Annotated in this window: 18 protein-coding genes and 1 pseudogene; 11 read left to right on the forward strand and 8 right to left on the reverse strand. The window is 60.0% G+C overall.

Going from position 1 to position 22,414, the window contains the following annotated elements; genetic code table 11:
- Positions 1–89 precede the first annotated feature (89 nt).
- The 4 genes and pseudogenes from U5G49_RS30205 (at position 90) to U5G49_RS30220 (ending at position 2,199) form a co-directional block, all read left to right on the forward strand.
- Positions 90–437: a DUF488 domain-containing protein gene (locus tag U5G49_RS30205; protein ID WP_193443033.1), complete on the forward strand. Its 348-nt coding sequence runs from the start codon at positions 90–92 to the stop codon at positions 435–437.
- 152 nt (positions 438–589) lie between these two features.
- On the forward strand, positions 590–1,111 hold the full coding sequence (locus tag U5G49_RS30210) for a DUF4142 domain-containing protein (protein ID WP_193442499.1): 522 nt from the start codon (positions 590–592) through the stop codon (positions 1,109–1,111).
- An 8-nt stretch (positions 1,112–1,119) separates the two neighbouring features.
- Positions 1,120–1,446 carry a cupredoxin domain-containing protein gene (locus U5G49_RS30215; RefSeq protein ID WP_193442497.1) on the forward strand — a complete coding sequence of 109 codons (327 nt, stop codon included), beginning with the start codon at positions 1,120–1,122 and terminating at the stop codon, positions 1,444–1,446.
- A gap of 40 nt (positions 1,447–1,486) precedes the next feature.
- Positions 1,487–2,199, forward strand: a pseudogene (locus U5G49_RS30220) (RNA polymerase sigma factor).
- Between the two features lie 62 nt (positions 2,200–2,261).
- Here U5G49_RS30220 and U5G49_RS30225 read toward each other — a convergent pair.
- The 5 genes from U5G49_RS30225 to U5G49_RS30245 form a co-directional block, all read right to left on the reverse strand.
- Positions 2,262–2,945, reverse strand: a complete 684-nt coding sequence (locus tag U5G49_RS30225) for a response regulator transcription factor (protein WP_193442493.1) — start codon at positions 2,943–2,945, stop codon at positions 2,262–2,264.
- Positions 2,946–2,984: 39 nt separating this feature from the next.
- Positions 2,985–3,761, reverse strand: a complete 777-nt coding sequence (gene fabG / locus U5G49_RS30230; protein ID WP_131598274.1) for a 3-oxoacyl-ACP reductase FabG — start codon at positions 3,759–3,761, stop codon at positions 2,985–2,987.
- Positions 3,758–5,467: an acetolactate synthase catalytic subunit gene (locus U5G49_RS30235; protein WP_193442491.1), complete on the reverse strand. Its 1,710-nt coding sequence runs from the start codon at positions 5,465–5,467 to the stop codon at positions 3,758–3,760. Before U5G49_RS30235 ends, fabG begins: the two co-directional genes overlap by 4 nt.
- Before the next feature lie 2 nt (positions 5,468–5,469).
- The gene (locus U5G49_RS30240) at positions 5,470–6,831 is read right to left on the reverse strand and encodes an aspartate aminotransferase family protein (RefSeq protein WP_112907436.1); all 1,362 of its coding nucleotides are present in this window, start codon (positions 6,829–6,831) and stop codon (positions 5,470–5,472) included.
- A gap of 104 nt (positions 6,832–6,935) precedes the next feature.
- Entirely contained in the window at positions 6,936–7,634 is a 699-nt protein-coding gene (locus U5G49_RS30245; RefSeq protein WP_193442489.1) for a GntR family transcriptional regulator, read from the reverse strand.
- 242 nt (positions 7,635–7,876) lie between these two features.
- Between U5G49_RS30245 and U5G49_RS30250 the strand changes: the two genes are divergently transcribed.
- From U5G49_RS30250 to U5G49_RS30265, 4 genes are all read left to right on the forward strand, one after another.
- Complete coding sequence (locus tag U5G49_RS30250; protein WP_131598268.1) at positions 7,877–8,986, forward strand: ABC transporter ATP-binding protein; 1,110 nt, start codon at positions 7,877–7,879, stop codon at positions 8,984–8,986.
- A gap of 1 nt (position 8,987) precedes the next feature.
- Positions 8,988–9,896, forward strand: a complete 909-nt coding sequence (locus tag U5G49_RS30255) for an ABC transporter permease (protein ID WP_112907438.1) — start codon at positions 8,988–8,990, stop codon at positions 9,894–9,896.
- A 70-nt stretch (positions 9,897–9,966) separates the two neighbouring features.
- Entirely contained in the window at positions 9,967–10,737 is a 771-nt protein-coding gene (locus tag U5G49_RS30260; RefSeq protein WP_131598693.1) for an ABC transporter permease, read from the forward strand.
- Positions 10,738–10,770: 33 nt separating this feature from the next.
- On the forward strand, positions 10,771–11,826 hold the full coding sequence (locus U5G49_RS30265) for an extracellular solute-binding protein (RefSeq protein ID WP_018246078.1): 1,056 nt from the start codon (positions 10,771–10,773) through the stop codon (positions 11,824–11,826).
- A gap of 48 nt (positions 11,827–11,874) precedes the next feature.
- Here U5G49_RS30265 and U5G49_RS30270 read toward each other — a convergent pair whose 3' ends face one another.
- From U5G49_RS30270 to traA, 3 genes are all read right to left on the reverse strand, one after another.
- Positions 11,875–13,116, reverse strand: coding sequence for an 8-amino-7-oxononanoate synthase family protein (locus U5G49_RS30270; RefSeq protein ID WP_131598266.1), 1,242 nt, complete (start codon positions 13,114–13,116; stop codon positions 11,875–11,877).
- 123 nt (positions 13,117–13,239) lie between these two features.
- Positions 13,240–13,923 (reverse strand): winged helix-turn-helix transcriptional regulator, encoded by a 684-nt coding sequence (locus U5G49_RS30275; protein WP_018246080.1) that lies wholly within the window; start codon positions 13,921–13,923, stop codon positions 13,240–13,242.
- 1,107 nt (positions 13,924–15,030) lie between these two features.
- Complete coding sequence (gene traA, locus U5G49_RS30280) at positions 15,031–19,641, reverse strand: Ti-type conjugative transfer relaxase TraA (RefSeq protein WP_322790944.1); 4,611 nt, start codon at positions 19,639–19,641, stop codon at positions 15,031–15,033.
- A 214-nt stretch (positions 19,642–19,855) separates the two neighbouring features.
- On the opposite strand from traA, the gene U5G49_RS30285 reads away from it, so the two are divergent.
- From U5G49_RS30285 to traG, 3 genes are read left to right on the forward strand one after another with little or no spacing between them, the layout of a single operon-like run.
- Entirely contained in the window at positions 19,856–20,143 is a 288-nt protein-coding gene (locus tag U5G49_RS30285; RefSeq protein WP_193446662.1) for a TraC family protein, read from the forward strand.
- Positions 20,133–20,372: a conjugal transfer protein TraD gene (locus U5G49_RS30290; RefSeq protein ID WP_018245174.1), complete on the forward strand. Its 240-nt coding sequence runs from the start codon at positions 20,133–20,135 to the stop codon at positions 20,370–20,372. Before U5G49_RS30285 ends, U5G49_RS30290 begins: the two co-directional genes overlap by 11 nt.
- Positions 20,363–22,276 (forward strand): Ti-type conjugative transfer system protein TraG, encoded by a 1,914-nt coding sequence (gene traG / locus U5G49_RS30295; RefSeq protein ID WP_193446661.1) that lies wholly within the window; start codon positions 20,363–20,365, stop codon positions 22,274–22,276. The genes U5G49_RS30290 and traG overlap by 10 nt, the downstream gene beginning before the upstream one ends.
- Positions 22,277–22,414 lie beyond the last annotated feature (138 nt).

A 22,414-nucleotide genomic window follows, 5' to 3' on the forward strand; every position in this document is an offset into this window, starting at 1 on the left:
CCTTCTTCGGATTCTGCCCACAACGGAACCAAATCCTTCGCCCGCCTATTCGTCAAGCATTGGCTTTCGAACCTACGGCGGGTGGACAAATGGCCTTGCACATCAAACGAATCTACGAGCCGAAAGACGACAAGGACGGCGCGCGCATTCTCGTCGACAGGTTATGGCCTCGCGGATTGAGCAAGCAGGATGCAGCAGTCGATATCTGGCTGAAGGATATCGCGCCAAGCCCCGAGCTGCGCCGATGGTTTGGCCACGACCCCGCCAAATGGACCGAGTTCCAGCGCCGGTATCGGAACGAGCTGGAAAAGAATCCGTCTGCCGTGGAGGAGCTGAAACGCCAGATCGGGCAAGCGGACACGACGCTTCTCTACGCTGCGAAAGACGTGGACCACAATCACGCTGTCGTGCTTCAGCGCTTCATCGGCAAAGACTGACGCGTCGGTGACCGACGCCGATGACAAGCTGTTTCTCTGGGTCCGAAATTTCCGGGAACCTTTTCGTCTGAGCCGCATCCAATGCTCGCTTCCGAAGGCACATCACCGTTGCCGCCGGAAGGCGTTCAGTCACGACACAAGGGAGACAGATCATGTTGAAGCGAATTCTCGGCGCCACTCTGATGGCAGCCTCACTCGGCACGGCTTCGATCGCCGCCGATGCCAAGCCGACCGATCCTCAGATCGCCCACATCGCCTACACGGCGGGACAGATCGATGTCACCGCGGCAGAACAGGCGTTGAAGAAGAGCAAGAATGCCGAAGTCATTGCATTCGCCAAAACCATGGAGCGCGACCACAAGGCCGTCAACGATCAGGCGCTCGCCCTCGTCAAGAAGCTGAAGGTGACGCCCGAAGACAACGCCGTCAGCCAGTCGTTGTCGACACAGGCGACCAAGGAACTGACGACGCTAGAGGCGCTCGACGGCGCGGCGTTCGACAAGGCCTATGTCGAAAACGAAGTCGCCTATCACAAGTCGGTCAACTCAGCGCTTGCCAACATCTTGATCCCGTCGGCTGGGAATAAAGAGCTCAAGTCGCTGCTGGAAACGGGCCTGACCCTGTTCAAGGAGCACCAGATGCATGCCGAGCATCTGGCTTCGAAGACCAAATAGACATGGCAATGGGCTTGCTGATGAAATCCTTACGGCTCCCGCTGCTCTTTGCACTACTTTGGGCAGGCAACGGGGTTGCCTCGGCGGCGGACTATCGGATCACCATCACCGGCATGAAATTCAGCTCGCCGCCTCCCGAGCTGCATGTGGGCGATGTGATCGTCTGGAGAAACGATGATATATTCCGGCACACGGCAACCGCTCGCGACAAGAGCTTCGATATCGACCTGCCGCCGACATCGGAAGCCCGCATGACGGTCGCCCAAGCGGGAGCGATTGATTTTTATTGTCGTTTTCATCCCGCTATGACGGGCAAGCTGGACGTCCGGCCATAGGCCGGGCTCCAATCGAAAGACGGGGGGGCGGAGATTTCCCATGACAGCCATTCCGGTTCGAGCCGCGCGACACGGCAACAGATGTCGATACTGTCTGACGCCGATCTCGTGCCCTTGGCGAGAATGGGCGACGAGCCTGCCATCCGCACGATCGTTCAGCGTCATAACCAGCGCCTGTTCCGGACAGCGCGCGCCATCATTCGCAACGATGCGGAGGCGGAAGATGTCGTCCAGGCCGCTTACATCAAGGCATTCACCAATCTGGCGACGTTCCGGGGCGAGGCGCAACTTTCGACATGGCTGACCCGCATTACGCTCAACGAGGCGCTGGGCCGTGTGCGGCGGCGGAAGAACACTACCGGGCTCGAGGAAGTCGATATGCAGACGATGGCGCCGGGTGGCGAAGTGTTGCAGTTTCCCTCCCCCTTGTCCGCGGCCGATCCGGAAGCCGAGCTCGCCAGGAGCCAGGCGCGGCATCTCCTCGAGAATGCGGTCGACGAACTCCCGGATGATTTTCGCGCCGTGTTCGTGCTCCGGGATGTCGAGGGCATGAGCACAGACGAGGCCGCGTCTTACCTCGGCATAAGACCCGAAACCGCCAAGACCCGGCTGCACCGGGCGCGCAAGATGATGCGCCATTCGATCGAAAAGCAGCTCTCCGGCGCATTCTCGGCCCTGTTCCCGTTCGATGGCGCCCGTTGCGCTTTCATGGCCGACCGCGTCATCGCTGCCCTTCGTCACAAGACGTTATGATGATGTCTCGCAATATCAGCGGGCAGCTTGCCACGCACGCCTGCCATGGTAGTCGCGGGGCGCTAAAACATGCGGAGGTTAATCGTGGTATCGAGCGCGTAACCCGCGCCATAGACAGTGCGAATCCTCAGATTGCGGAGTCCTGCAAACGCTTTTCGCAGCCGGCCAATGTGCACGTCAACGGTCCGGCTTTCTACAGCGTGCGGAACGGGCCAAACGGCCTCGATGAGTTGCTTGCGGGTACTGATCTGCCCTTGCCTTTCGATTAGGAATTTAAGGATTCTCATTTCAATAGGCGCAAGCGCTACTATCTTGCCTGAAACTTCGACTGCGTGCGGCCCGAAGACAATCTCGGCGGCGGAAGCGCAATTTGGCAGAGTCGAAACCGCCGGCCGAGGGCTTATGTCGTGCAGAAAGGCGAGAAGCTTTGCAGGCGACAGAGGACGCGTGATGCCTTCGTCGAGGCCCGCCTTGATCAATTGCAGGTGCTGCGTGCGCATATCCTCGCCTATGAGTGCACCCACGGAAAGCCCCGAGCCCTTCAAGAGCGCACACAGGGGCGCAACGTCACTCGGCCAACCTGCACAATCCAGTACGACGGCGGAAAGCTCTACTGATGTGCAGGCGTCCACCACATCGTCGTCACTTGCAGCAAGACGAGCCTCAAAGCCTTCACTACGCAGAATATGCGCGAGGAGCAGATAAAGCTCGGCGTCCTGTGAGCAGACCAGAATGACCGGGGTCATGTCTATCGCCTCTTCTGTCGGTTGACGATGCGGCAAGCCCTAACTCGTTGCGAACTCGCCGCCATTGACATCTATGATGGCTCCGTTGACGAACTGTGCATCCTCCGATGCCAGAAACGCGATCACCGCGGCGACGTCGTCCGGTGCACCGAGCCGCCCGGCCGGAATACGGGCGAGCGCGTCGATGTTGGTCTTGCTTTGCGGGGAGCCTGCGAGTGGCGTCAGGATGCGACCTGGCGCCACGACATTCGATGTTATGCCGTAGGAGCCATATTGAGAGACCAGCACGCGGGATAATCCTGAAAGTGCGGCTTTGGACGTCGCGTAGCTCGCGCCGGCGATCCGCGGTATCGTCCGGCCGGCAAGAGATCCAACGAATATGACCCGTCCAAAACCGCTTTCCTTCATGGCGGGCAGAGCGGCTCGGCAGCACAACATCGTCCCTGTCAGGTTGACCGCGAGCACGTCGTTCCACTCTTCAAGGGTAAGGTCGGCGACGTGAAGAGGGCCGTCAGAACTTTTCGGCGAAATCCCCGCGTTGCAAACGAGGATCCCAGGTGCGCCCAGGACACGGGTGACTTCGCCGAAAAAGGAATTGATCGCCGCCGGTTCGCGGAGATCGACCTTTCTCGTAAGCGAGCGCTCTGGCCCGAAAGCCTCGGCAAGCGCAGAGCCTGCGGCCATGACGCTTGCTTCACCATGGCTGAAGACCGCAACCCGATGACCGGCCCTGAGAAGTCGAAACGCAGTGGCAAGACCGATCCCAGTCGTGCCACCGCTGATGACCGCAACATGCGAACTGCCACCAGGGCTCATGCCGCTTGATCCATTCCAGTAAACAGCGAAAGGGGCGGATGGGCGGCGGCCTCTGTTATTACCTCAATCAGCAAGGGCCCTTCTCCAGAGAGACCGCGCTCAAGGTATTGAGAAAGGTTGGCGGGATCCGAGATGCGTACTGCTGGGCAGCCGCAAGCTTCCGCAATTCGCCGATGATCGACGTCCGCGAAACTGCAGGCAGTCGTGAAGCTGCCGAACTTGACAGTTTCCGCATCACGTTGGAAGCCAAGGATACCGTTGTTCAACACGATGATGAGTACCGGAAGCTTGCTCCGCACCATGGTCTCCAACTCCGCCCAGCTATGCGCGAAACCGCCGTCCCCGACGATGACAACGACCGGCTTGTCGGGCTTTGCCACTTTCGCGCCGAGCGCAAGTGGCAGGCCCCACCCAAGTCCGGCAAGGCCCCGCGGCGATAGGAAGCGCATGCCGGCCGAAAGGGCTCGGAGCTGGCCCGCGACCCACATCGAGGAATAGCTCGCATCGGCAACAACGGTCGTCTCTGCCGTCAATACTTGTTGCAGGTCGGACATGACTCGCTCGGGACGGATCGGACTGTTCTCCGAACGGGCAATAGATCGTCGCTCCATGTCAAACGCGCGCCAGAAACCCGCAATCCGAGCCGTCAACTTGTCGCGCTGCGATGCGCGGTAAGAGAGATCGCGTCGGGCAAGCGCGCGGCGAAGCGCGCTGATAGTTTCGGCCGCATCGCCTGCTAATCTGACCGCTTCGTAGGTACGTCCGATTTCGGTGGGATCGACATCGATGTGGATGACTGACGCGGACCGGGGAATTTGGCGCCAACTGTCAGTGCCATTCTGATTGGTTCGCGTCCCCACCAGAATGACGAGATCGGCTTCTTCGACGAGGGCAAGCGCGTGCTGTCCAAGCGATCTCGGCCCGACGAGAGCACCGAGAACGCCAGCTGACAGCGGGTGGTATTCGTCGACCGCGCCTTTTCCCATATTGGTCGTCAGGACGGCAAGCGAGGCTTCGTCCTGTAGCGCCGAAAGCTCGCCGGCGGCATGGCTTGCATGGACGCCTCCTCCGGCGATGACGATGGGCGCCTGGGCTGCGGCGATCATCGAGGCTGCGTGCTCGATGTCGCTATCGCGTGGACGCAACCGATCGAGTGGCCAGTGGCCAAGCACAGCCTCACGACGAAACAGCGAAGGGGAGATCTGCTCACGCAAGAGGTCGGCGGGGAGCAGGAGAGCTGCCGGTCCCGGCCGGCCCGAGGCGGCTGCCGTGAAAGCAGCATCGACATAGTCGTCGATCCGCTCAGCAACGAGCACCTTGCGCACCCACTTCGTGCATGATTGGAAGAGGGTGAGATGATCGAGTTCCTGGAATGCATTGCGATCAGCCTGATCTCGTTCCACATCCTGAACGAGAGCAACGACCGGAACGCTAGCCTTCAGCGCTTCGGCCAGCGGCGGAACGAGAAGCGTTGCCGCAGGTCCGTTCTGCGCTGCTACAACGCCGACCTTGCCTGACAGCCGCGCATACCCGTCGGCCATGGTCCCGCCCATGTTTTCCTGACGGTAGGCGATTTGACGTATGCCGATTGCTTCGGCCGCAAGGATAACCGCCGAAGGCAGACTCTGAGCAAAGATATGGGTGACGTCGTGCCTCTTCAGGGAAAGAGCGATCCGCTCGGCGACGGTTAGATGATCAGTTGCCATGGTCACATGCCTGCTTCGGTTGGAGTTGCTTCGAGGATTGAAAGGAAGTCTGCGAAGGCTGAGACGACCGCATCACCGTCCGCAGTTGTCATTGCCGTCGAAAGGCACGCCGCAGCGCCATTGGGAAGCAGGATCCCGCAACTGAGGAAATGCCTGGAGAGCCGCCCCATCAACTCGGCCTCTTCCGGGGCGAGATACGCCTCGCGGAAGTCCGTTGGCTGCTTTCCTTTCGGATGGATACGAAACAAGGATGCCGCCCCCGTCACGCTGAAGGCTGCCCCGTGGCGCGCGATTTCCTTTCGAAGTCCAGCCCGGATTCTATCGCCAAGGCTCTCGAGTGCAGCGAAAGCGCCATCCGTCATCGCCTCCATGGCAACCCGGCCCGCAACCATCGATACGGGATTTGCCGAAAACGTGCCGCCTTGCGGCAGCAGCGGCTTGCCGCTGTCGCTTGCGAACACCCGCATCACGTCCTTGCGCCCGCCGATCGCCCCGACGGGAAAACCTCCGCCGATGATTTTGCCGGCGGCGACCAAATCGGGGTGGAGACCATAGCGGGCCGACGCCCCCACATATGACTGCCGCAGATTAAGGACCTCATCGGCCACGATGAGAATCCCGTATTGCTTCGCGATCGCCTCGACAGCGGCAAAAAAGCTTGGCTCAGGCGCTATCAGCCCGGCGCGGCTTGGCATCGGGTCGATCAAGATACAAGCCAGTGAAGGGGCAGCCGAAGCAATTCGGCGCTCTAGATCCGCGATGTCATTGAAGCGGATAACCGTTACCTCGTCCCTTACCGAACGGGGCATTCCGCGATAGGCCGGTACGGCCTGAGACACCGAGGGATCGTTCCATATAGCCGGCGACACCGCCTGCCCCGTTTCCGCCCAGTCGTAAGCGCCGTGATAGGCGCCTTCAATCCGTGCGATGCCGGGCCGGCAAGTGAAGGCGCGAGCGGCCTTGATCGCAAACATCACAGCCTCGGTCCCGCTGCTGACAAAGCGAATATGTTCGATAGCCGGAATGCGCTCGATCAACAGCTCGGCCAGCGTGATTTCGTGCTCGGTCGGGTTAGAGAAACATGTGCCGCGATGAAGAAGATCTGCAACCGCGTCGGCAACTGGAAGAAAACCATGGCCGTGAATCAGCGTCGTGAAATTATTGTTTAGGTCGAGTAGGCGGTTGCCGTCGACGTCGATGAGATAGGCCCCCTCCCCGCGCGAAATGTAGAGCGGGCTGGGCTCATGATCGACGGTGACGCGCGTGATCCCGGTTGGAAACACGCGGCGACCCTTTTTGAAGAAATGTTCGGACCTCGACCGGGGAAATCCCCGGCCGTCGCGCAAGATATAAGGGTGAAACATTCGATCTTCTCCGGCAAATGGGTCACGGCGCGACCCTTCATAATTTTGTTATCACAAAAATCATGAACCCGAAGAAGTTGCAACAAAAAAATCCGGCCACGATGTTATTGCCGCTTGAGACGCTCCTGCGCTGCTTTCTTGAGGCGCCGATAGCCGTCTCGAATGTCGTTTTCCATTGCCGCTCGGACGGCGGAGGGATCTTTATCCACCAGAGCCTCAATCGCGGCCAGGTGGTTGTGGACACCGTATTTCGCTTCCGCAAACTCAGGATAGAGGTCGTGGAACGAGGCGCCGATCCTTAACCATAGGGCCTCGATGGTCGAAAGAAGGTGCGGCATCTCGCACAGTCGATAGATGGTAAAGTGGAATTCTTTATTGTCGTGAAGAGCATCGCCGTAGCGCTTTTCCTCGAGCGAAAGTGTGATTTTTTCCTGTATTACCAATAGCTTGTCAAGAACATCATTGGTCGCACGAAGTGCGCCTTTTTCGGTCGCCAATCCTTCGAGGGCAAGCCGCATCTGCGTGACTTCGTAAAGCGCCGAAAGATCGAGATGCGGGACGATGACGGTTTTAGGACCCACCATGACGAGCGCACCCTCAAAGACCAGGCGGTTAATCGCCTCGCGCGCCGGCGTCGCACCAACCTTCAGCATTTCGGCAACCGAACGGATCGGCAACTTGTGACCCGGCTTGTATACGCCCCGCGCAAGTTGCTCCTTGATGGATGAATAGGCGAAGTCGCTGAGACGCCCGGAGTGCAATTCCGACGCCGACGATTCCTCTTCAGTTGTATTCTCGTTCAAAATTAACTCCCCACGAGTTGACTTCTTCACATTTTTGTTGCAACAAAAATGCATTGTGTAAAAATTGATCACGCAATGTGACAGCATAACGGGATCGTGAATATTAGCAACGCCTTGGCCCCGTGCGGCCATGCCTGAACAGATGCCGGCCTTGCCGGCACGACACTCACACCACCTGGCGCCGCGCGGGCGGAGTCGGGAGGGATCAATGCATCTTAAAGCACACATAAGGAGATATCAGTTTGATTGGTGCGCCTGTTTTTATCGATCGCATAGGCAAGGCCTACGGCAGCCAGACTGCCGTAGGCGCAGTGACCTTGGACATTTCAGCAGGCGAATTCCTGTCGATCCTCGGTCCATCCGGATCGGGCAAGACGACGCTTCTGACAATGATCGCCGGTTTCGAAAGTCCGTCTGCCGGACGCATTATCATTGGTGGGCGCGATGTCACCGCCGTATCGCCCGATCGCCGCAATATCGGGATGGTCTTCCAGCGTTATGCTTTATTCCCGCATCTGACCGTCGCCGAAAACATCGGCTTTCCCCTGAGGATGCGCGGCATCCGCAAGGACCTCAGGGCAGAACGCGTTAGCCGGGCGCTCGACCTCGTCCAACTCCCGGACTATGCCAAGCGCTATCCCCACGAACTTTCCGGCGGCCAGCAGCAGCGGGTTGCAGTCGCGCGAGCAATGGTGTTCGAACCGCCTGTTCTCTTGATGGACGAGCCACTCGGGGCACTGGACAAGAAGCTGCGCGAATCCATGCAGATCGAGATCAAGCAGCTTCAGCGGCGCCTCGGTGCAACGGTCATCTACGTGACGCACGATCAGGAGGAGGCGTTGACGATGTCCGACCGGATCGCTGTCATGGCAAAGGGGCAACTCGTGCAGCTTGGAAGCCCGGCGGATCTCTACTGTAATCCGGAGAGTGCCTTTGTCGCCGACTTCATCGGCAAGATGAATTTCCTAACGGGAGAATTCCTGGGCGAGACCGCTGGTCGTCACACGATCAGACTGGGTGACGACGTGGTTATTGATACGCCCGGTGCCGCCCATAATTTCGAGGGTTCGGCAAAGATAGGTGATCGCGTTCGGCTCGCGCTGCGCCCTGAGCGCCTCGGCCTTGCAGCGCGGGGCGCAGGAGGACAGAACGCCCTCCCCGGTCGGATCGAAACGTCGGTCTTTGCCGGCTCCTTCGACCTTCATCTCGTTCGCACTGATTTCGGAAGCGGCGAGATCATTCAGGTGCAGATCCCTGCTGATGGAAAGAGGGAGCCCTTCGCAATGGGGGCACTCGTGGACGTCGTCGCCGAACGCGACGGCCTCCGGCTCTTTACGGTTGAGGAGGGATGAAATGACCACGACCGTCGATAATCCACGCGTTGTACCAGCCCGTCCAGCGAGCTGGTTTTTCTCACGCTCGGCGCGCCAGTATTCGCACGCGCTGACGTTCCTGCTTATTGCGCCGTTGATGCTGTTACTGGCCGGAGGCTTCATCTATCCGATTGGACGGCTCGTCTCTTTGAGCTTAATGGCGCCGGGATTCACGCTGGAGCATTACGAGCGGATCGTCACCGAGCCACTCTACATGGAAGTCCTGCTTCGGACGTTGCAGACGGGCGCCATCGTAACAGTGACGAGCTTGCTGCTTGGATTTCCGGTTAGCTTTCTCATGGCGCATGCCAAAGGCAGGATGGCGATGCTCGTATCGGCCGCGGTGTTGGTCCCACTATGGACCTCAGTGCTGGTGCGATCCTATGCCTGGATCGTGCTGCTGCAGCGAAACGGCATCGTTAACGGTCTGCTGATCGAGAGCGGCCTCATTGGCAGTCCGTTGAAGCTAATCTACACCGAAGGCGCGGTGATCCTTGCGATGACGCATGTTCTCATGCCCTTCATGATCCTGCCGGTCTACAACGTTCTTCGCACTATTCCTGCAGAGTACACTCAAGCCGCCCGCAATCTCGGCGCCGGCCCGATTAGCGCGTTCTGGCGCGTAACCTTGCCGCTCAGCTTGCCTGGAATCTTTGCCGGATGCGTCATGTGCTTCATCCTGGCGATCGGTTTTTATATCACGCCGGCACTCGTCGGCGGGCCTGGAGCATTGATGATGGCAACGCTGATCGGCCAGCAAACCACCGTTCTGCTTGACTGGCCATTTGCCGCAGCGCTCGCGACCGTCCTTCTGACCACGACGCTGATCTTTGTCCTTGTGTTCCGCAAGGCGCTTTCCGTCAGCAAAGGAATGAACAGTGTCAATTGAGCCCGCAGTCACCGCCTCATTCGCCCCCTCTCCCGTCAACAGCACCCATCGGCCTTACGGCAAAGCGGCATTGCGGCTCCTTGGGGGTTTCCTGATCGGGGAAATCCTGTTCTTCCTGGTTCTGCCGACGTTGCTCGTCATCCCGATTTCGCTGAACGACAGCAGCTATATCGAGTTCCCGCCGAAGGGCCTGACGCTTCGCTGGTATATCGACTTTCTATCCGATCCGGACTGGCGCGCAGCAACGATCTTCAGTCTGCAGATTGCGCTGGCGACGACGGTCGCTTCGACGGTTATCGGTACATTGGCCGCCATCGGGCTCGTTCGCGGTAATCTGCCGGGAAAGACGCTTCTGCGGGCATTGTCGCTGGGGCCAATGATCGTTCCCCATGTTGTCTTTGGCGTTGCCCTTTATCTGGTTTTTTCCCCGCTCAGTCTGACCGGCAATTTCGCTGGTTTCCTGATCGCGCACACCGTACTTGCTGTTCCCTACGTGATCATCACCGTGTCGGCAGCACTCGAGCGCTTCGACACGTCACTCGAGCTTGCCGCACTGAATTGCGGGGCAAGCCGGAGCCGCGCCTTTATCAGCGTTGTGCTTCCTAACATCGCCCCGGCGGTGGCTGCGGCTTCGGTCTTTGCGTTTCTGGCGTCGTTCGATGAGGCAACAGTCGCCTTCTTCATTTCCGATACGGGCGGAAAAACGATCAGCCGCAAGATGTTCGAGGACATCGATTTCAATCTCACCCCGGTCATAGCGGCGGTTTCGACGCTGCTCGTCGCGGTATCGCTGCTGCTCATGGGGACCATTCATCTCCTTACCGGCCGCGGGGAGGATTAACATGATCACATCAATCGGAGAGAGGAAGAACCGATGAAAAAGCGAACGAAGATCAAGCCACTGCTTGCGGCTTGCCTCATGCTTGCCGGTGCGGGGGCGGCGCAAGCCGAGGAGCAGGTCATCATTGCGACCACAGGCGGCGCCTACGATGCCGCGCTTCGAAAATTCTGGTTCGAGCCGTTTACCGAAAAGACCGGCATCAAAGTTGTTTCGGTCGCGGCAACGAATGCCGAGATGCGGGCGAAAGCGGCGGCCATGGTCAAGACCGGCAACGTGACCTGGGACCTTTATCCGGACGGCGAGATCCAGGCGAGCGCTGAAGCGCATCGGCTGACATCTGAAGACCTGACCGACTTTTGCAAGTCTTTCCAGAGCCGGCCAGATCTGGTCGAGGATGCCTGCGTCAGCGCTGGGGCTAGGCTTTTTTCAACCGCAACGCTGATGGCCTACGACCCGACTGCCTTCAAGGATGGGAATCCGTTGAGCTGGGCCGATATGTGGAACCAGACAAAATTTCCTGGGGGTCGCTCGTTTCCAAATTTCGACGATCCGTGGAGGGTAATGGCTGCCGCGCTCCTCGCCGATGGTGTTCCGCGCGACAAACTCTTTCCGCTCGACGTTGATCGCGCCCTTAACAAGCTCGACGAGATCCGCCCGGCGATATCGCTCTGGTGGAAGACCGGTGACCAGAGCGTTCAGGGCTTTCGCAACGGCGACTACAGAATCGGGCAGATCTGGCTGACGCGCGCAAATACACTGAAGGCGGAAGGACGCCAGATCGCCTGGTCCAAACAGGCCTCGTTCCTCGTCGGCGATCGCTTGACGATTATCAAGGATGCGCCGAACCGCGCAAACGCGTTGAAGTTGATCGGCTACTGGCTTGATCATCCGGAGGCGCAGGCCGGGGTGTGCAACGAACTCCTTTGCACGCCGCCGAGCCGCAAGGCGATCGATTTGATGTCGCCGGCTGCACGCGCGGCACTGCCGAGCGACGAGGACATCCGGGATTACATCGTCATCCCGGACGCCAAATGGATCAACGACAATGCTGCGATGATGCTCGAGCGTTGGAATGCCTGGATCCGATAACGATCCCCCTTTGGCGGTGGTTCCGCCCGAAGGGGCGGAGACAGATCTTTATCCCTTGAGAGCACGATTGACGGCAGCTGCGACGTCGCGCAATTCGGATGCCGTGTGGCCGGCAGTCGGACATATTCGCAGCCCCGCCCTTCCCTTGGCCACAGTCGGGAAGAAAATGGCCGACGTGTAGTAACCAGAATCAAGTACAAGTCTGGCAGCGCCGATTGCCGCAAGCTCGTCACCGACGACGACGGTCCTGATCGGGAGTCGGGACCCTGCCTGTGCGGTCGGCACCAGCTCGTCGAAAAGAGAGATGTGTTCTGCGAGCGTCCTTTGCCGCACACCAAGTTCCGGTGTGCGGTGAATCGACTGAGAGGCCAGAGCTGCACCGATCGCCGCAACATTGATGGAGGCCGAGAAGGCATGCGCGAGAGCAAAGCGCCGGAAGATCTCTTCCTGGAACGCCGTTGCGAGCATCAGCATGCCGCCCGACGCTCCGAAGCCCTTCCCGAGCGAGGCGGCGATGATCGTCCGTTCACCGAGACCTTCTGGCATCTGTGAACGGGCAAACCCCTCGCCTCTTTCCCCGAAAATCGATATACCGTGAGCATCATCGATGTAAAGGAAGAGGCCGTATCGCTCCTGAAGCTCCCGCAACTCCTTGATCGGGGCACAGCCACCCATGGAATAGACACCGTCGCAAACATAGGCGACCGCCTCGTTCTGGCGGCAAATTTCTTCGAGCGCCTGAAGATCGTTGTGGCCTATAGTGCGCACCTCGCATTCTTCAGCAACGACGGGCTTGTTGAAGGCGAGCGTTGCATGCGCGAGACGGTCGAATACCATGACTGGTTTTTTGCCGCCCGTCAGAACGCCGGACGCAATCAGCGGAAGCGCGCTTAAGTTGGCGGCAAGCACTGTTGTGTAGGTGATAACCCTCGCGCCGAAGAGATCAGAAAGAGCATCCTCGAGGTCTCCGAGGACTGCAAAATTGAGCCGCGTCCGGGCGCAGGACCAGTGTAGTGTTCCGTAGCGCCGAACTGTCTCTATTGCGCCTTCGATGATTGAGGGGTGATTGTCGAGCCCGAGATACGAGCAGCGGACGAAGTCGACGACGCGCTTCAATCGGCGCTCCGAAACCGGCAGCTCCACCGCTCGACCGTCAGACGGATGGACATAGAGGGCCATCAAGCCGTTGAGATGGGCGGCGGCAAAGTGGGGACTCGCGTGGCTGATCAGGCCCGCGGTGTTTCTGTGGGATGTTTTCGCCGATCCGGCGCCCGAAGCTGCCTCTTGCATGTTGTGCTCCCAAATGTTCAACGGACTTCAAGCTATGCGCGTGATCGTCGTTTATGCAACGAAGGCGACAGCAAGTTTTCGGGAAGTTTCGATGAACATGTGAACGTGGGGAAGTCACATACTTTACGCAACGTCGATTGCATATCCTTCCTTTGGCACGGTGCGGATCAAATCGCGGCCAAGCGCCCGCCTCAATGCACGCCGGAGCCGGCCGATATGAACATCGACTGTCCGAGGCTCGACGAAAGCTGATTTCGGCCAGGCGACCGCGATCAGTTCCGCGCGGCTTAGAACACGCCCCGCGTCACCCATAAGAGCGCTCAGCAGACGAAACTCGATCGGGCTGAGATTAACCGGCATACCCCTTACCAAGACACGCCGGCCGCTGACGTCCAGCTTCAGATCGTCATATATTGGAACGAAGCGGCCAGACGCTTCGTCGGAGGAATTGCCTATTTCACCGTGGAGATAAGACAGCAGCCGTTCCGGAGGCATCGGCCTTGTGAAGCTCTCATCGACGTCGGCTTTCAGGATGTCGAGATAAGCGGCCTTTTCGGCGACGAGTGCGATGAGTGTGAGTTCGTCGGCAAGCCCCTTTTCTCCCAGGCTCGACGCGATATCAGCCAGAATTTGTGAACCCGGCTGGCAGTCGACGATGATAGCTGCAGCGCCGCGCTCCTCGGCGATCGCCACGGCCTCGTTTGGAATATCGACCAGCACCGTCCTGTATCCGGCCCCCCTCAAGATGTATGACAGCATCAAATAATAGTCGGCATCCCGGGATACGATCGCCAGAAGTGCGCTCATCGGCTCGCACCGCCAGCTGTTGACCCCACCATGTCTACGTTTGCTACGACAAAACTCTCACCGGATCGCCTCATTCTAAGTGACACCTCAAGCCTGATTCGTAAAATATCGCGAAAATCGCTCTCATTGCGGGTATTTTTATAGCTTGCCTTTCGGTTTTGTTACAACATAATGTTGAGCATGAGAAGCACTTCGCACTGAAGCGCGTATTTGCCAGGGACGGCACGTGATCGTGGCCCACTCGGTGGGATCGACGTCCGGCATAATTTGATGGCCTGTTTCCGGACGGTAACGGGGCTTTTTAATGCACGAAATGTTCGAAAGGTTCTCAGCCGGCTGCGCCGCAACCGCACCGGATTTTTGGAGTGATGCAGATGTTGGGGACATAAGTACTGCTGTCCGTTCGCTTTACGGACAACATGCGAAAACCGCGGCAGCCTGGTGTGCCATAAGCGCTCGCTCCGACGGTCGCTCAGGCGATTTCAAGTTTTGGGTCCGAGTTTTCCAGCAGTTGGGGAAATTCGAAAACAAATGCGAGGGCCATCGGCTTTGATGTCGCACGCATGTTTACTCCGACAGCATTCCGACACTACGAATCTGTCCGGCCTTATAGGTCGGACAGATTCGCGGTGATCATGCCAGCCGCTCGGTTGAACGCAGATTTCGGGAGCGGGACGTGTAGGGGCAGACAGGGTGTCCCCACAGCGAAGGGTTCATGATCAACACGCAGAGCAGGGGGACTAGTTTTATCTGAATACGATGGCTACAAAAGTCCTGTCATGAAAGACGCCTGCCGCATCCTGCACCAGGAGTTTCAGACGCGTTGAAGGGCAGCTCGGCTGAGTTCGAGGAAATGGGGCGCATCCTCAAAGTCAGCTTATTTGAGTCATGCACCCGCGATCGACACGCTGCTTGAAGCCGTTCGCTGCCTCCGCCAAGTAATTGGGTTGACAGAATACTCCATGAGCCGAGGGATGGCCCACAGCTGACGGGCGAGCGAGCGACCGCGCGCCTGGTTCTTGATCTCGATCGCGATATAGGCGCGGGCGATCGCATTGCAGCGATTTCCTGCCGTCCATAATCTCTCCCGCAGCTCATTCATTGGTCTCAGAGACTAATGCCACGATTGACAGCCCGCTGGCGCCGTTCCGAGATGATCTGTTCGCTGCTTTCCATGCGCACCGTCCGCTGCAGGACCTTCAACCTGTCCTGCATCGCCTCGAAGGCGCTGCGCTGCGCTTGTGGCACACGGTTGATGAGATCCTTTTCGCCGCGAATGATGGCATTGCGACCAAAGCGCTCGTCGAGTGCCCGGCTGACGGCGGCGAACTCCCGGCGAATGCTGGGATCGAGAGGGGCAGCGGAAGCCGTCAGCTTGCGGTCGTTGTTCTTCGCCTCGGCAGTCAGTCGCAGGAGCACGTCTTCCGCCGCCGTCGACAGAGCAGGAATGGCAACCGCCATGCGCCGTCGCTCTTCGGCGATAGCCTGGCGTTCGGCATCGAGCACATTGACGTAGGCCGAACCGAGCGATCGCAAACGGGCGGCGGCTTCAGGCACGGCCTGCACCGCCTGTTTCCGCTCCCGGCCGACGGCCAGCATCCGGTCCATCAGGCGATCGGAACCGCGCAATGCGCCGTAGGCGGCCGGATCGTTGGTCACCGCGGCGGCGATGCGCTCGCCAGCAAAACCTTTCTGAAGCAGATCTTCGATCCTCCCGACGGCGCCGACCGGATCGCGCCAGATCGCGCTTGCCACCGCCGCCAGCGCTGCTCGCTGCTGGCGATAGAGAGGATCTGAGAGCACCCGCGAGCGCGCTTCCTCGTCGATCGCGGTCCTGAACTCGGTGACGGCGGCAAGCATGGGGACATTCTCCATCCCTTGATCGGCACTGGCGCCGGCAACACTCTTCAAACGATCCCGCCGCTCGACGAGATGCTGCTCGTCGGCAAAGCGCTTCACGGCCTCGAACAGCCGGGTCAGCTTCTCGCCTCTGCTACTGGCGAGGTCCTCTGGCATACGCTCGACCATGTTGCGTTCGCCAAGCGCGTCGGCCTTCGAGGTAAACGCGCGCCAGCCGAAGCGGGCGGTCAGCGCCTCGCTGACCGCCTTGACCTCCTGGACGATCGAGCGGTCTTTGGCGGCAAGCGCAAAGGCGGCCTTGTAGGCGTCGTCACCACCTTGCCTGCGCACCGCCTCGATCTCGGTAAGACGTGCCATCGCCTTTTCGGAGAGCGCCGGAATCGGCAATGCCATATGGGCGCGGCGCTGTTGCTCGTGGCTTTCGAAGCGTTCGGCATTCCGGCGGAACTGGGTGGCATGGGCGCGGACGAGCGGCAGCAAGTCCGTCAAGGCAGTGATCGCGGCATTTCGCTCGTCGCGTGCCGCACGACCATCGACGATCAGGTCGGAACCCCGCAGGCGGCCGAGCCGCTCGGGTGCTTTGGCAAGATCATCGGCAAGCCTGCGCGGATCGACGCTTGTATCCGATGAAAGCGCGTTCAGGGCGACAAGAGCTGCATCCGGGTCACGATAGATCTTCTCCAGCACCGGCCGGAGGATGGCTTCCCGTTCCTTCCAGGCAGGCGACGAAAGTTGTGCCAGCCGCCCATCTTCCTCCACGCTGCTGGTGAAGACTGTGGTGGGTGGAATCAGATATCGGCCGCGAGCAACATCCGGCTCCAAGACGGTTTGGGGTTCAGCCCGTTCCTCGTTGTAGGCGATGCGCCGTTCCCGCTCGATCGTGAAGCCGAGCGCAACGCTTGCCCGCTCCCACAGCTTCGCCAGCTGCTCGCGCCTCTCGGCAATCCCGGCCCACCGCCGGGAAAGGCTTTCCTCCACCCCGGCTGCGGCAAGCGAAAGGTGATCGAGACCACGGCGGCGGGCAAAATCTTGGGCATGGGCGCGATAACCGGCCTCGCTTTCAAAATCGAGCGTCGTCGTCTTGGCGCCGGAACGCGACAGGCGCTCTACGAGTTGCTTGAACAGGTCCGGTCGATGGCTTTCCCGCTCGATCCGTTGCTGACGTTCTGCGGCGGTTTCGATCCGCCTGGCGGTCCAGACGTTGCGGTAGACCTCTCTTTCCTCGAACCGCTTCTGGCCGGTTTGTTCGTCGACGATCGCAACCTTGATCGTCACCCGCTCGACGCCGTCCTTGCGCAGCGTGACGGTATCGCCTTCTGAGACGCCACCGTCCTCGAGCGCCTTCGGCAGGCTGACGCCCCATAGACGATGGAGGGTGCCGTCATCCGTCCTGACATCGGCATAGGGACTGTCGTCGGCATCCTCGTCATTCGGCCGGAACTTGGCTTGTCCTGTTTCCACGAGCGCGCCGGTGACGCCGGCGGCATGATCGACATGCGGCTTTCGCCCCCATTCCGGCTTTGCTTCAAACTCGTCCTTCGCCGCATAGAGATCGACGCGGTCTCTGTGTCTCGTCATCGACACATAGATCAGGTGCTGGTCCATCATGCCGGTGGCGAGCACCAAGGTTCGCTCGACCGTGGCGCCTTGAGACTTGTGAATGGTCGCGGCGTAGCCATGATCGACATTGCGATAGCTGCTCTCGCTGATGACGACATCACGGCCACTGTCGAGACGCACCGTAAGCAAGGTATCGCCACGTTTGTCGCCGGTGGAAACGACCGTGCCGAGCATGCCGTTCTTCACATGTTGCGGACCGAGACGGGGAGCGCGTAGCTCGAGGAAGCGGGCATTCTCAAGGAAGATGATGCGGTCACCGGCGGCAAATTCCCGCGCGCCGCGTTCGGTCCGGAAAGCGCGGTTCTCACCAAGTGCGCCCTCTCCCACCATCACCGATCGCAGCGCCTCGTTCAGACGCTTGACGTCCTCGTTGGTGTGGGCGAGCACCAGCAGTTCGTCACCACGAAGACGACCGTCATTGCCTGCCGTGGTTGAGTTCTGGATTGCCTGTTTGCGCGCTTGGCTCCAATCGGCGACGATCCGATCGATCGTTTCCGCCCGTGTCCCTGCCTCGATCAGATGCCCCTGCTGGGCATAGGCATCGAGACCTTTCCCGGTCTCGCCGCGCGCAAAAAGCCGCGACGCCTCGCGCGCCCATGGCTGGCGCTGGCGGCGCACGCCGGCAAGTTCTGCAAAATCGATGCGCTCAGTGATCGCCCGGAACGCCGCCCCCGCCTGGATCGGCTGCAGCTGCATCGCGTCACCAACCAGCACGACCTTCACCTCGGCTTGCTCGGCGATGTCAAGCACGCGGGCCATCTGCTGCGACGACACCATGCCGGCCTCGTCGATGACAAGCACATTGCCACGTTCGAGCAATTCGCGTCCGCTGGCCCAGGCGAGTTCCCAGGCGGCGAGTGTCCGCGACCTGATGCCGGAACTGTCTTCCAGCCCTTCGGCGGCTTTGCCGGCAAGGGCAGCGCCGATCACCCGGCGACCATCGCTCTCCCAGGCAACGCGTGCGGCGGCAAGCAAGGTCGACTTGCCGGCGCCGGCAAGACCGACCACGGCGGCGATAGCATTGTCGCGGGTGATATGGTGGATGGCGTCCACCTGTTCCGGATCGAGCCGGAAGGAGTTTTCCGGATCCTGCGTTTCGACCTGCCTGATCGCGGCTGCAACCACCCGATCGGAAACGGCAAAGCCGCGGCGCTTCGCCAAAACCCGCGCCGACCGCCCCATGTCATATTCGATGCGCAGCATCTCCCGCGTGGTGAAGACGGCAGGTTCGCTCGCCTTTCCCGTTTCGGCATCGATCTGCTGCGGCTTCAGCATGATGAGATCGTCCGATGCCATCAGGCGCGCGCGGATATTGGCGAAGTCCGCGGGATCGTCGACAGTGCGATGCAGCGCCTTGGCGATATCGCGCTCATCGAAGGTGGAGCGTTCATTGCTCAACTGCTTCAGCAGGAGCGCAGGATCGGCAAGCAGCCGGTCGGCCATCTTCTGGCGACGGGCAAGGTCGGCCGGAGCAAAATACATCTCCGCGTCCCTGCGGGAGAGTGCTGCCTTCTCCGGTCCGAGGTGCTTCTGCGCGATGCCATCAAGGCCCTGTTCGGCATAGGAGCGGCCATCGAGCCGGATCTCGTGACCGGCAAGCGCCAGGTGCCGGCTGGCCGTCTCCGCCCAGGCGATCTTCCATCCCTTCATGGTTTCCTTGTCGCCAGCCCAGAGTTTGTAGACGACCTTGCCATTCGGGCGATCCGGCGTGACGACCCGCAGCGGCTTTCCGTCCTCGCCACAGACAGGAACCTTCTTTGGCCCGAAGCCCTCCTCCGCCAGCGGCCTGAGCGTCGTCATCAGATGGATATGCGGGTTGCCGTCCTTGTCGTGATAGACCCAATCGGCGACCATCCCTTTCGCAGTCAGATTGTCGAGCACGAACTCCCGCACCAGCGCGATGTTCTCAGCCCGCGTCAGCTCTTCCGGCAACGCGATGATCAACTCGCGCGCCAGCTGCGCGTCGGCGCGTTTCTCGAAAGCATCGACGGCATTCCACAGCGCTTCGCTCGCCTTGGCGACGGATTGACCAGAAATCGCCGACCGCAGCCAGGCCGGTATTTGGTCCGGAAGAGCCAGCTCCTCATGCACCAGTTCGGAAGCTCCGCCGCGATAGCTGAACGATGTGCCGGCCTGTTCGTCCATCATCCGGGCGCGATGGCGATAGGCGGCGGCCGAGACGACGCTGCGTCCCGCGCCCCTGCCGATCACCTGTGCTCTGACGAACATGATCGCCACTGTCGTCTCCACCTCACCCGAGCACGTCGCGACAGCGACGTATATTGCGCCCTCAAACCAATCGGAACGCAGGGCCGATGCCGCTTTTCCGGAAGACGGCCATCGGCCGAAATTCCGGCTGCGGGGGCTGGTCGAAAATAGCCTATTTAACTATCGCTTTGTAGTTAGTATAATCGGTCTTCGGAGGCTATTTTCGGGAAAGGGAGATTCACCAATGGCCGTAAAATCATCAATTTCTGATCTCGATGCGCAGATGGAGAAGTTGCGAGAACGTCGGCGAATTCTGATAGTTAAATCGGCGGAGCGGTTTGCCCGCGTGGCGACGAAGTCCGGGCTGGCGGAAATGGAGATCGCCGACGAGGAGGTCGAGCGGATCTTCGAAGAGATCGCCGCTCGATTTCGCAAAGAGGAGAAGAAAGGCACTAGTGCTGCATCTCCTCAAACGCGTCGACCAGCAGTTGATGGCACTGGATCGACGTCGGAGGTTTTACATGACGGCTGACCGCAAGAAGGAAGCACGCGAGAAACTCCTGCTTGGCGGCATCGTCGTGAAGGCTGGTCTGTCGACGGCCGACCGGGCTTTTCTTCTGGGTGGCCTCATCGAACTGGCAAGGGTGATAGCGGGATCGGCCGAACATAGGCGGTTGCGCGATATCGGCAAAGAGGCGTTCAGGCGCCCTTCGCTCAGTCCGTCCACACCGCGCGTCGAGGAGACCGCCGGATGGCGCTGAAGGGTCGATTGCATCCGAGCCTGCTGCTGGTCTTCGTGCCGATCGCCGTAACAGCGATCAGCGTCTACATCATCGGCTGGCGATGGCCGGCACTGGCCCACGGCCGCTCCGGCAAGATCGAATATTGGTTCCTGCAAGCGGCACCCGTGCCGGCGCTCCTGTTTGGGCCGCTCGCAGGACTTTTGACCGTCTGGGCGTTGCCGCTGCATCGCCGGCGGCCAATCGCCGTGGCCAGCCTCTTGTGCTTTCTCGTCGTCGCCGGTTTTTACGCGTTGCGCGAATATGGACGCCTCGTGCCATCGGTGGAGCGCGGCATCGTCACCTGGGACCAGGCGCTTTCCTATCTGGATCTCGTTGCCGTCATCGGCGCCCTGGCGGGCTTCATGACTGTGGCGGTTGCCGCCCGGATCTCCGTCGTCGTGCCCGAGGCAGTCAAACGGGCAAGGGGCGGAACCTTTGGCGATGCCGATTGGCTTTCAATGTCGGCGGCAGCAAGGCTCTTTCCGCCCGACGGCGAGATCGTTGTCGGCGAGCGTTACCGCGTCGACAAGGAAACCGTCCACCAAGTGCCCTTCGATCCGAAGGATCGCAGCACGTGGGGACAGGGCGGCAAGGCGCCACTCCTGACCTACAGCCAAGATTTCGATTCCACCCATATGCTCTTCTTTGCCGGATCGGGCGGATACAAGACGACCAGCAACGTCCTGCCGACCGCACTGCGTTATTCCGGCCCTTTGATCTGCCTCGATCCTTCCACCGAGGTTGCGCCGATGGTGGTTGAGCATCGCACCCGCATTCTCGGGCGCGATGTCATGGTGCTCGATCCGACCAACCCAATCATGAGCTTCAATGTCCTCGACGGCATCGAGCATTCGATGCGAAAAGAGGAGGATATCGTCGGCATCGCCCACATGCTTCTGTCCGAAAGCCTGCGTTTTGAATCTTCAACTGGCTCCTACTTCCAGAACCAGGCGCACAATCTCCTGACCGGACTGCTCGCCCATGTCATGCTGTCGCCGGAATATGCCGGCCGGCGAAACTTGCGCAGCCTGCGCCAGATCGTTTCCGAGCCTGAACCTTCCGTGCTCGCTATGCTGCGCGACATTCAGGAGCACTCGGAATCTGCCTTCATCCGTGAAACGCTTGGTGTCTTCACCAACATGACCGAACAGACCTTCTCCGGTGTCTATTCGACGGCGTCGAAGGATACGCAATGGCTCTCATTGGATAGTTACGCCGCGCTTGTCTGCGGCAACGCCTTCAGGTCGAGCGATATCGTATCGGCCAAAACGGACGTGTTCCTCAATATCCCGGCGTCGATCCTGCGCTCCTACCCCGGCATCGGGCGTGTCATCATCGGCTCTCTGATCAACGCCATGGTTCAAGCCGATGGCGGCTTCAGCCGTCGGGCGCTCTTCATGCTCGATGAGGTCGACCTGCTCGGCTACATGCGCGTGCTGGAAGAGGCACGCGATCGCGGCCGCAAGTATGGCATCAGCATGATGCTGCTCTATCAATCGGTCGGCCAGTTGGAACGGCACTTCGGGAAGGATGGCGCGACGTCATGGATCGATGGCTGCGCCTTCGCCTCCTATGCGGCGATCAAGGCCCTCGATACGGCGCGCAATGTTTCTGCCCAATGCGGGGAGATGACCGTCGAGGTTCAGGGGCGGTCGCGCAACATCGGCTGGGACACGAAAGGCGGCGGCACGCGCAAATCCGAGAGCGTCAATTTCCAGCGCCGGCCGCTGATCATGCCGCACGAGATCACCCAGTCGATGCGCAAGGACGAGCAGATCATCATCGTTCAAGGCCATAGCCCGATCCGCTGCGGCCGGGCGATCTATTTCCGGCGGAAGGATATGGACGAGCAAGCAAAGGCCAATCGCTTCGTGCGGAGTTGACGAGCTTACACGTTCAGCGCCGCCGCCCGAGTTGCGTTGGGCGGACGCGAGACCCTTGATTCCATCATGGCGGCAATCGATCTTCTCGGGATTATCGTTCTGCGCACCGAGTTCGTACGCAAACGTTAATTCGAGTTT

Source organism: Rhizobium indigoferae (assembly GCF_034554815.1).
In the GTDB taxonomy this organism is placed as follows: Bacteria; Pseudomonadota; Alphaproteobacteria; order Rhizobiales; family Rhizobiaceae; genus Rhizobium; species Rhizobium leguminosarum.

Coding starts and splice junctions, on each gene's coding strand:
- traG (WP_193446661.1), top strand. CDS start 20,363: ATGGCGCTGAAGGGTCGATTGCATCCGAGCCTGCTGCTGGTCTTCGTG.
- U5G49_RS30225 (WP_193442493.1), bottom strand. CDS start 2,945: ATGACCCCGGTCATTCTGGTCTGCTCACAGGACGCCGAGCTTTATCTG.
- U5G49_RS30265 (WP_018246078.1), top strand. CDS start 10,771: ATGAAAAAGCGAACGAAGATCAAGCCACTGCTTGCGGCTTGCCTCATG.
- U5G49_RS30275 (WP_018246080.1), bottom strand. CDS start 13,923: ATGAGCGCACTTCTGGCGATCGTATCCCGGGATGCCGACTATTATTTG.
- U5G49_RS30235 (WP_193442491.1), bottom strand. CDS start 5,467: ATGGCAACTGATCATCTAACCGTCGCCGAGCGGATCGCTCTTTCCCTG.
- U5G49_RS30210 (WP_193442499.1), top strand. CDS start 590: ATGTTGAAGCGAATTCTCGGCGCCACTCTGATGGCAGCCTCACTCGGC.
- U5G49_RS30270 (WP_131598266.1), bottom strand. CDS start 13,116: ATGCAAGAGGCAGCTTCGGGCGCCGGATCGGCGAAAACATCCCACAGA.
- U5G49_RS30285 (WP_193446662.1), top strand. CDS start 19,856: ATGGCCGTAAAATCATCAATTTCTGATCTCGATGCGCAGATGGAGAAG.
- U5G49_RS30215 (WP_193442497.1), top strand. CDS start 1,120: ATGGGCTTGCTGATGAAATCCTTACGGCTCCCGCTGCTCTTTGCACTA.
- U5G49_RS30255 (WP_112907438.1), top strand. CDS start 8,988: ATGACCACGACCGTCGATAATCCACGCGTTGTACCAGCCCGTCCAGCG.
- fabG (WP_131598274.1), bottom strand. CDS start 3,761: ATGAGCCCTGGTGGCAGTTCGCATGTTGCGGTCATCAGCGGTGGCACG.
- U5G49_RS30205 (WP_193443033.1), top strand. CDS start 90: ATGGCCTTGCACATCAAACGAATCTACGAGCCGAAAGACGACAAGGAC.
- U5G49_RS30240 (WP_112907436.1), bottom strand. CDS start 6,831: ATGTTTCACCCTTATATCTTGCGCGACGGCCGGGGATTTCCCCGGTCG.
- U5G49_RS30290 (WP_018245174.1), top strand. CDS start 20,133: ATGACGGCTGACCGCAAGAAGGAAGCACGCGAGAAACTCCTGCTTGGC.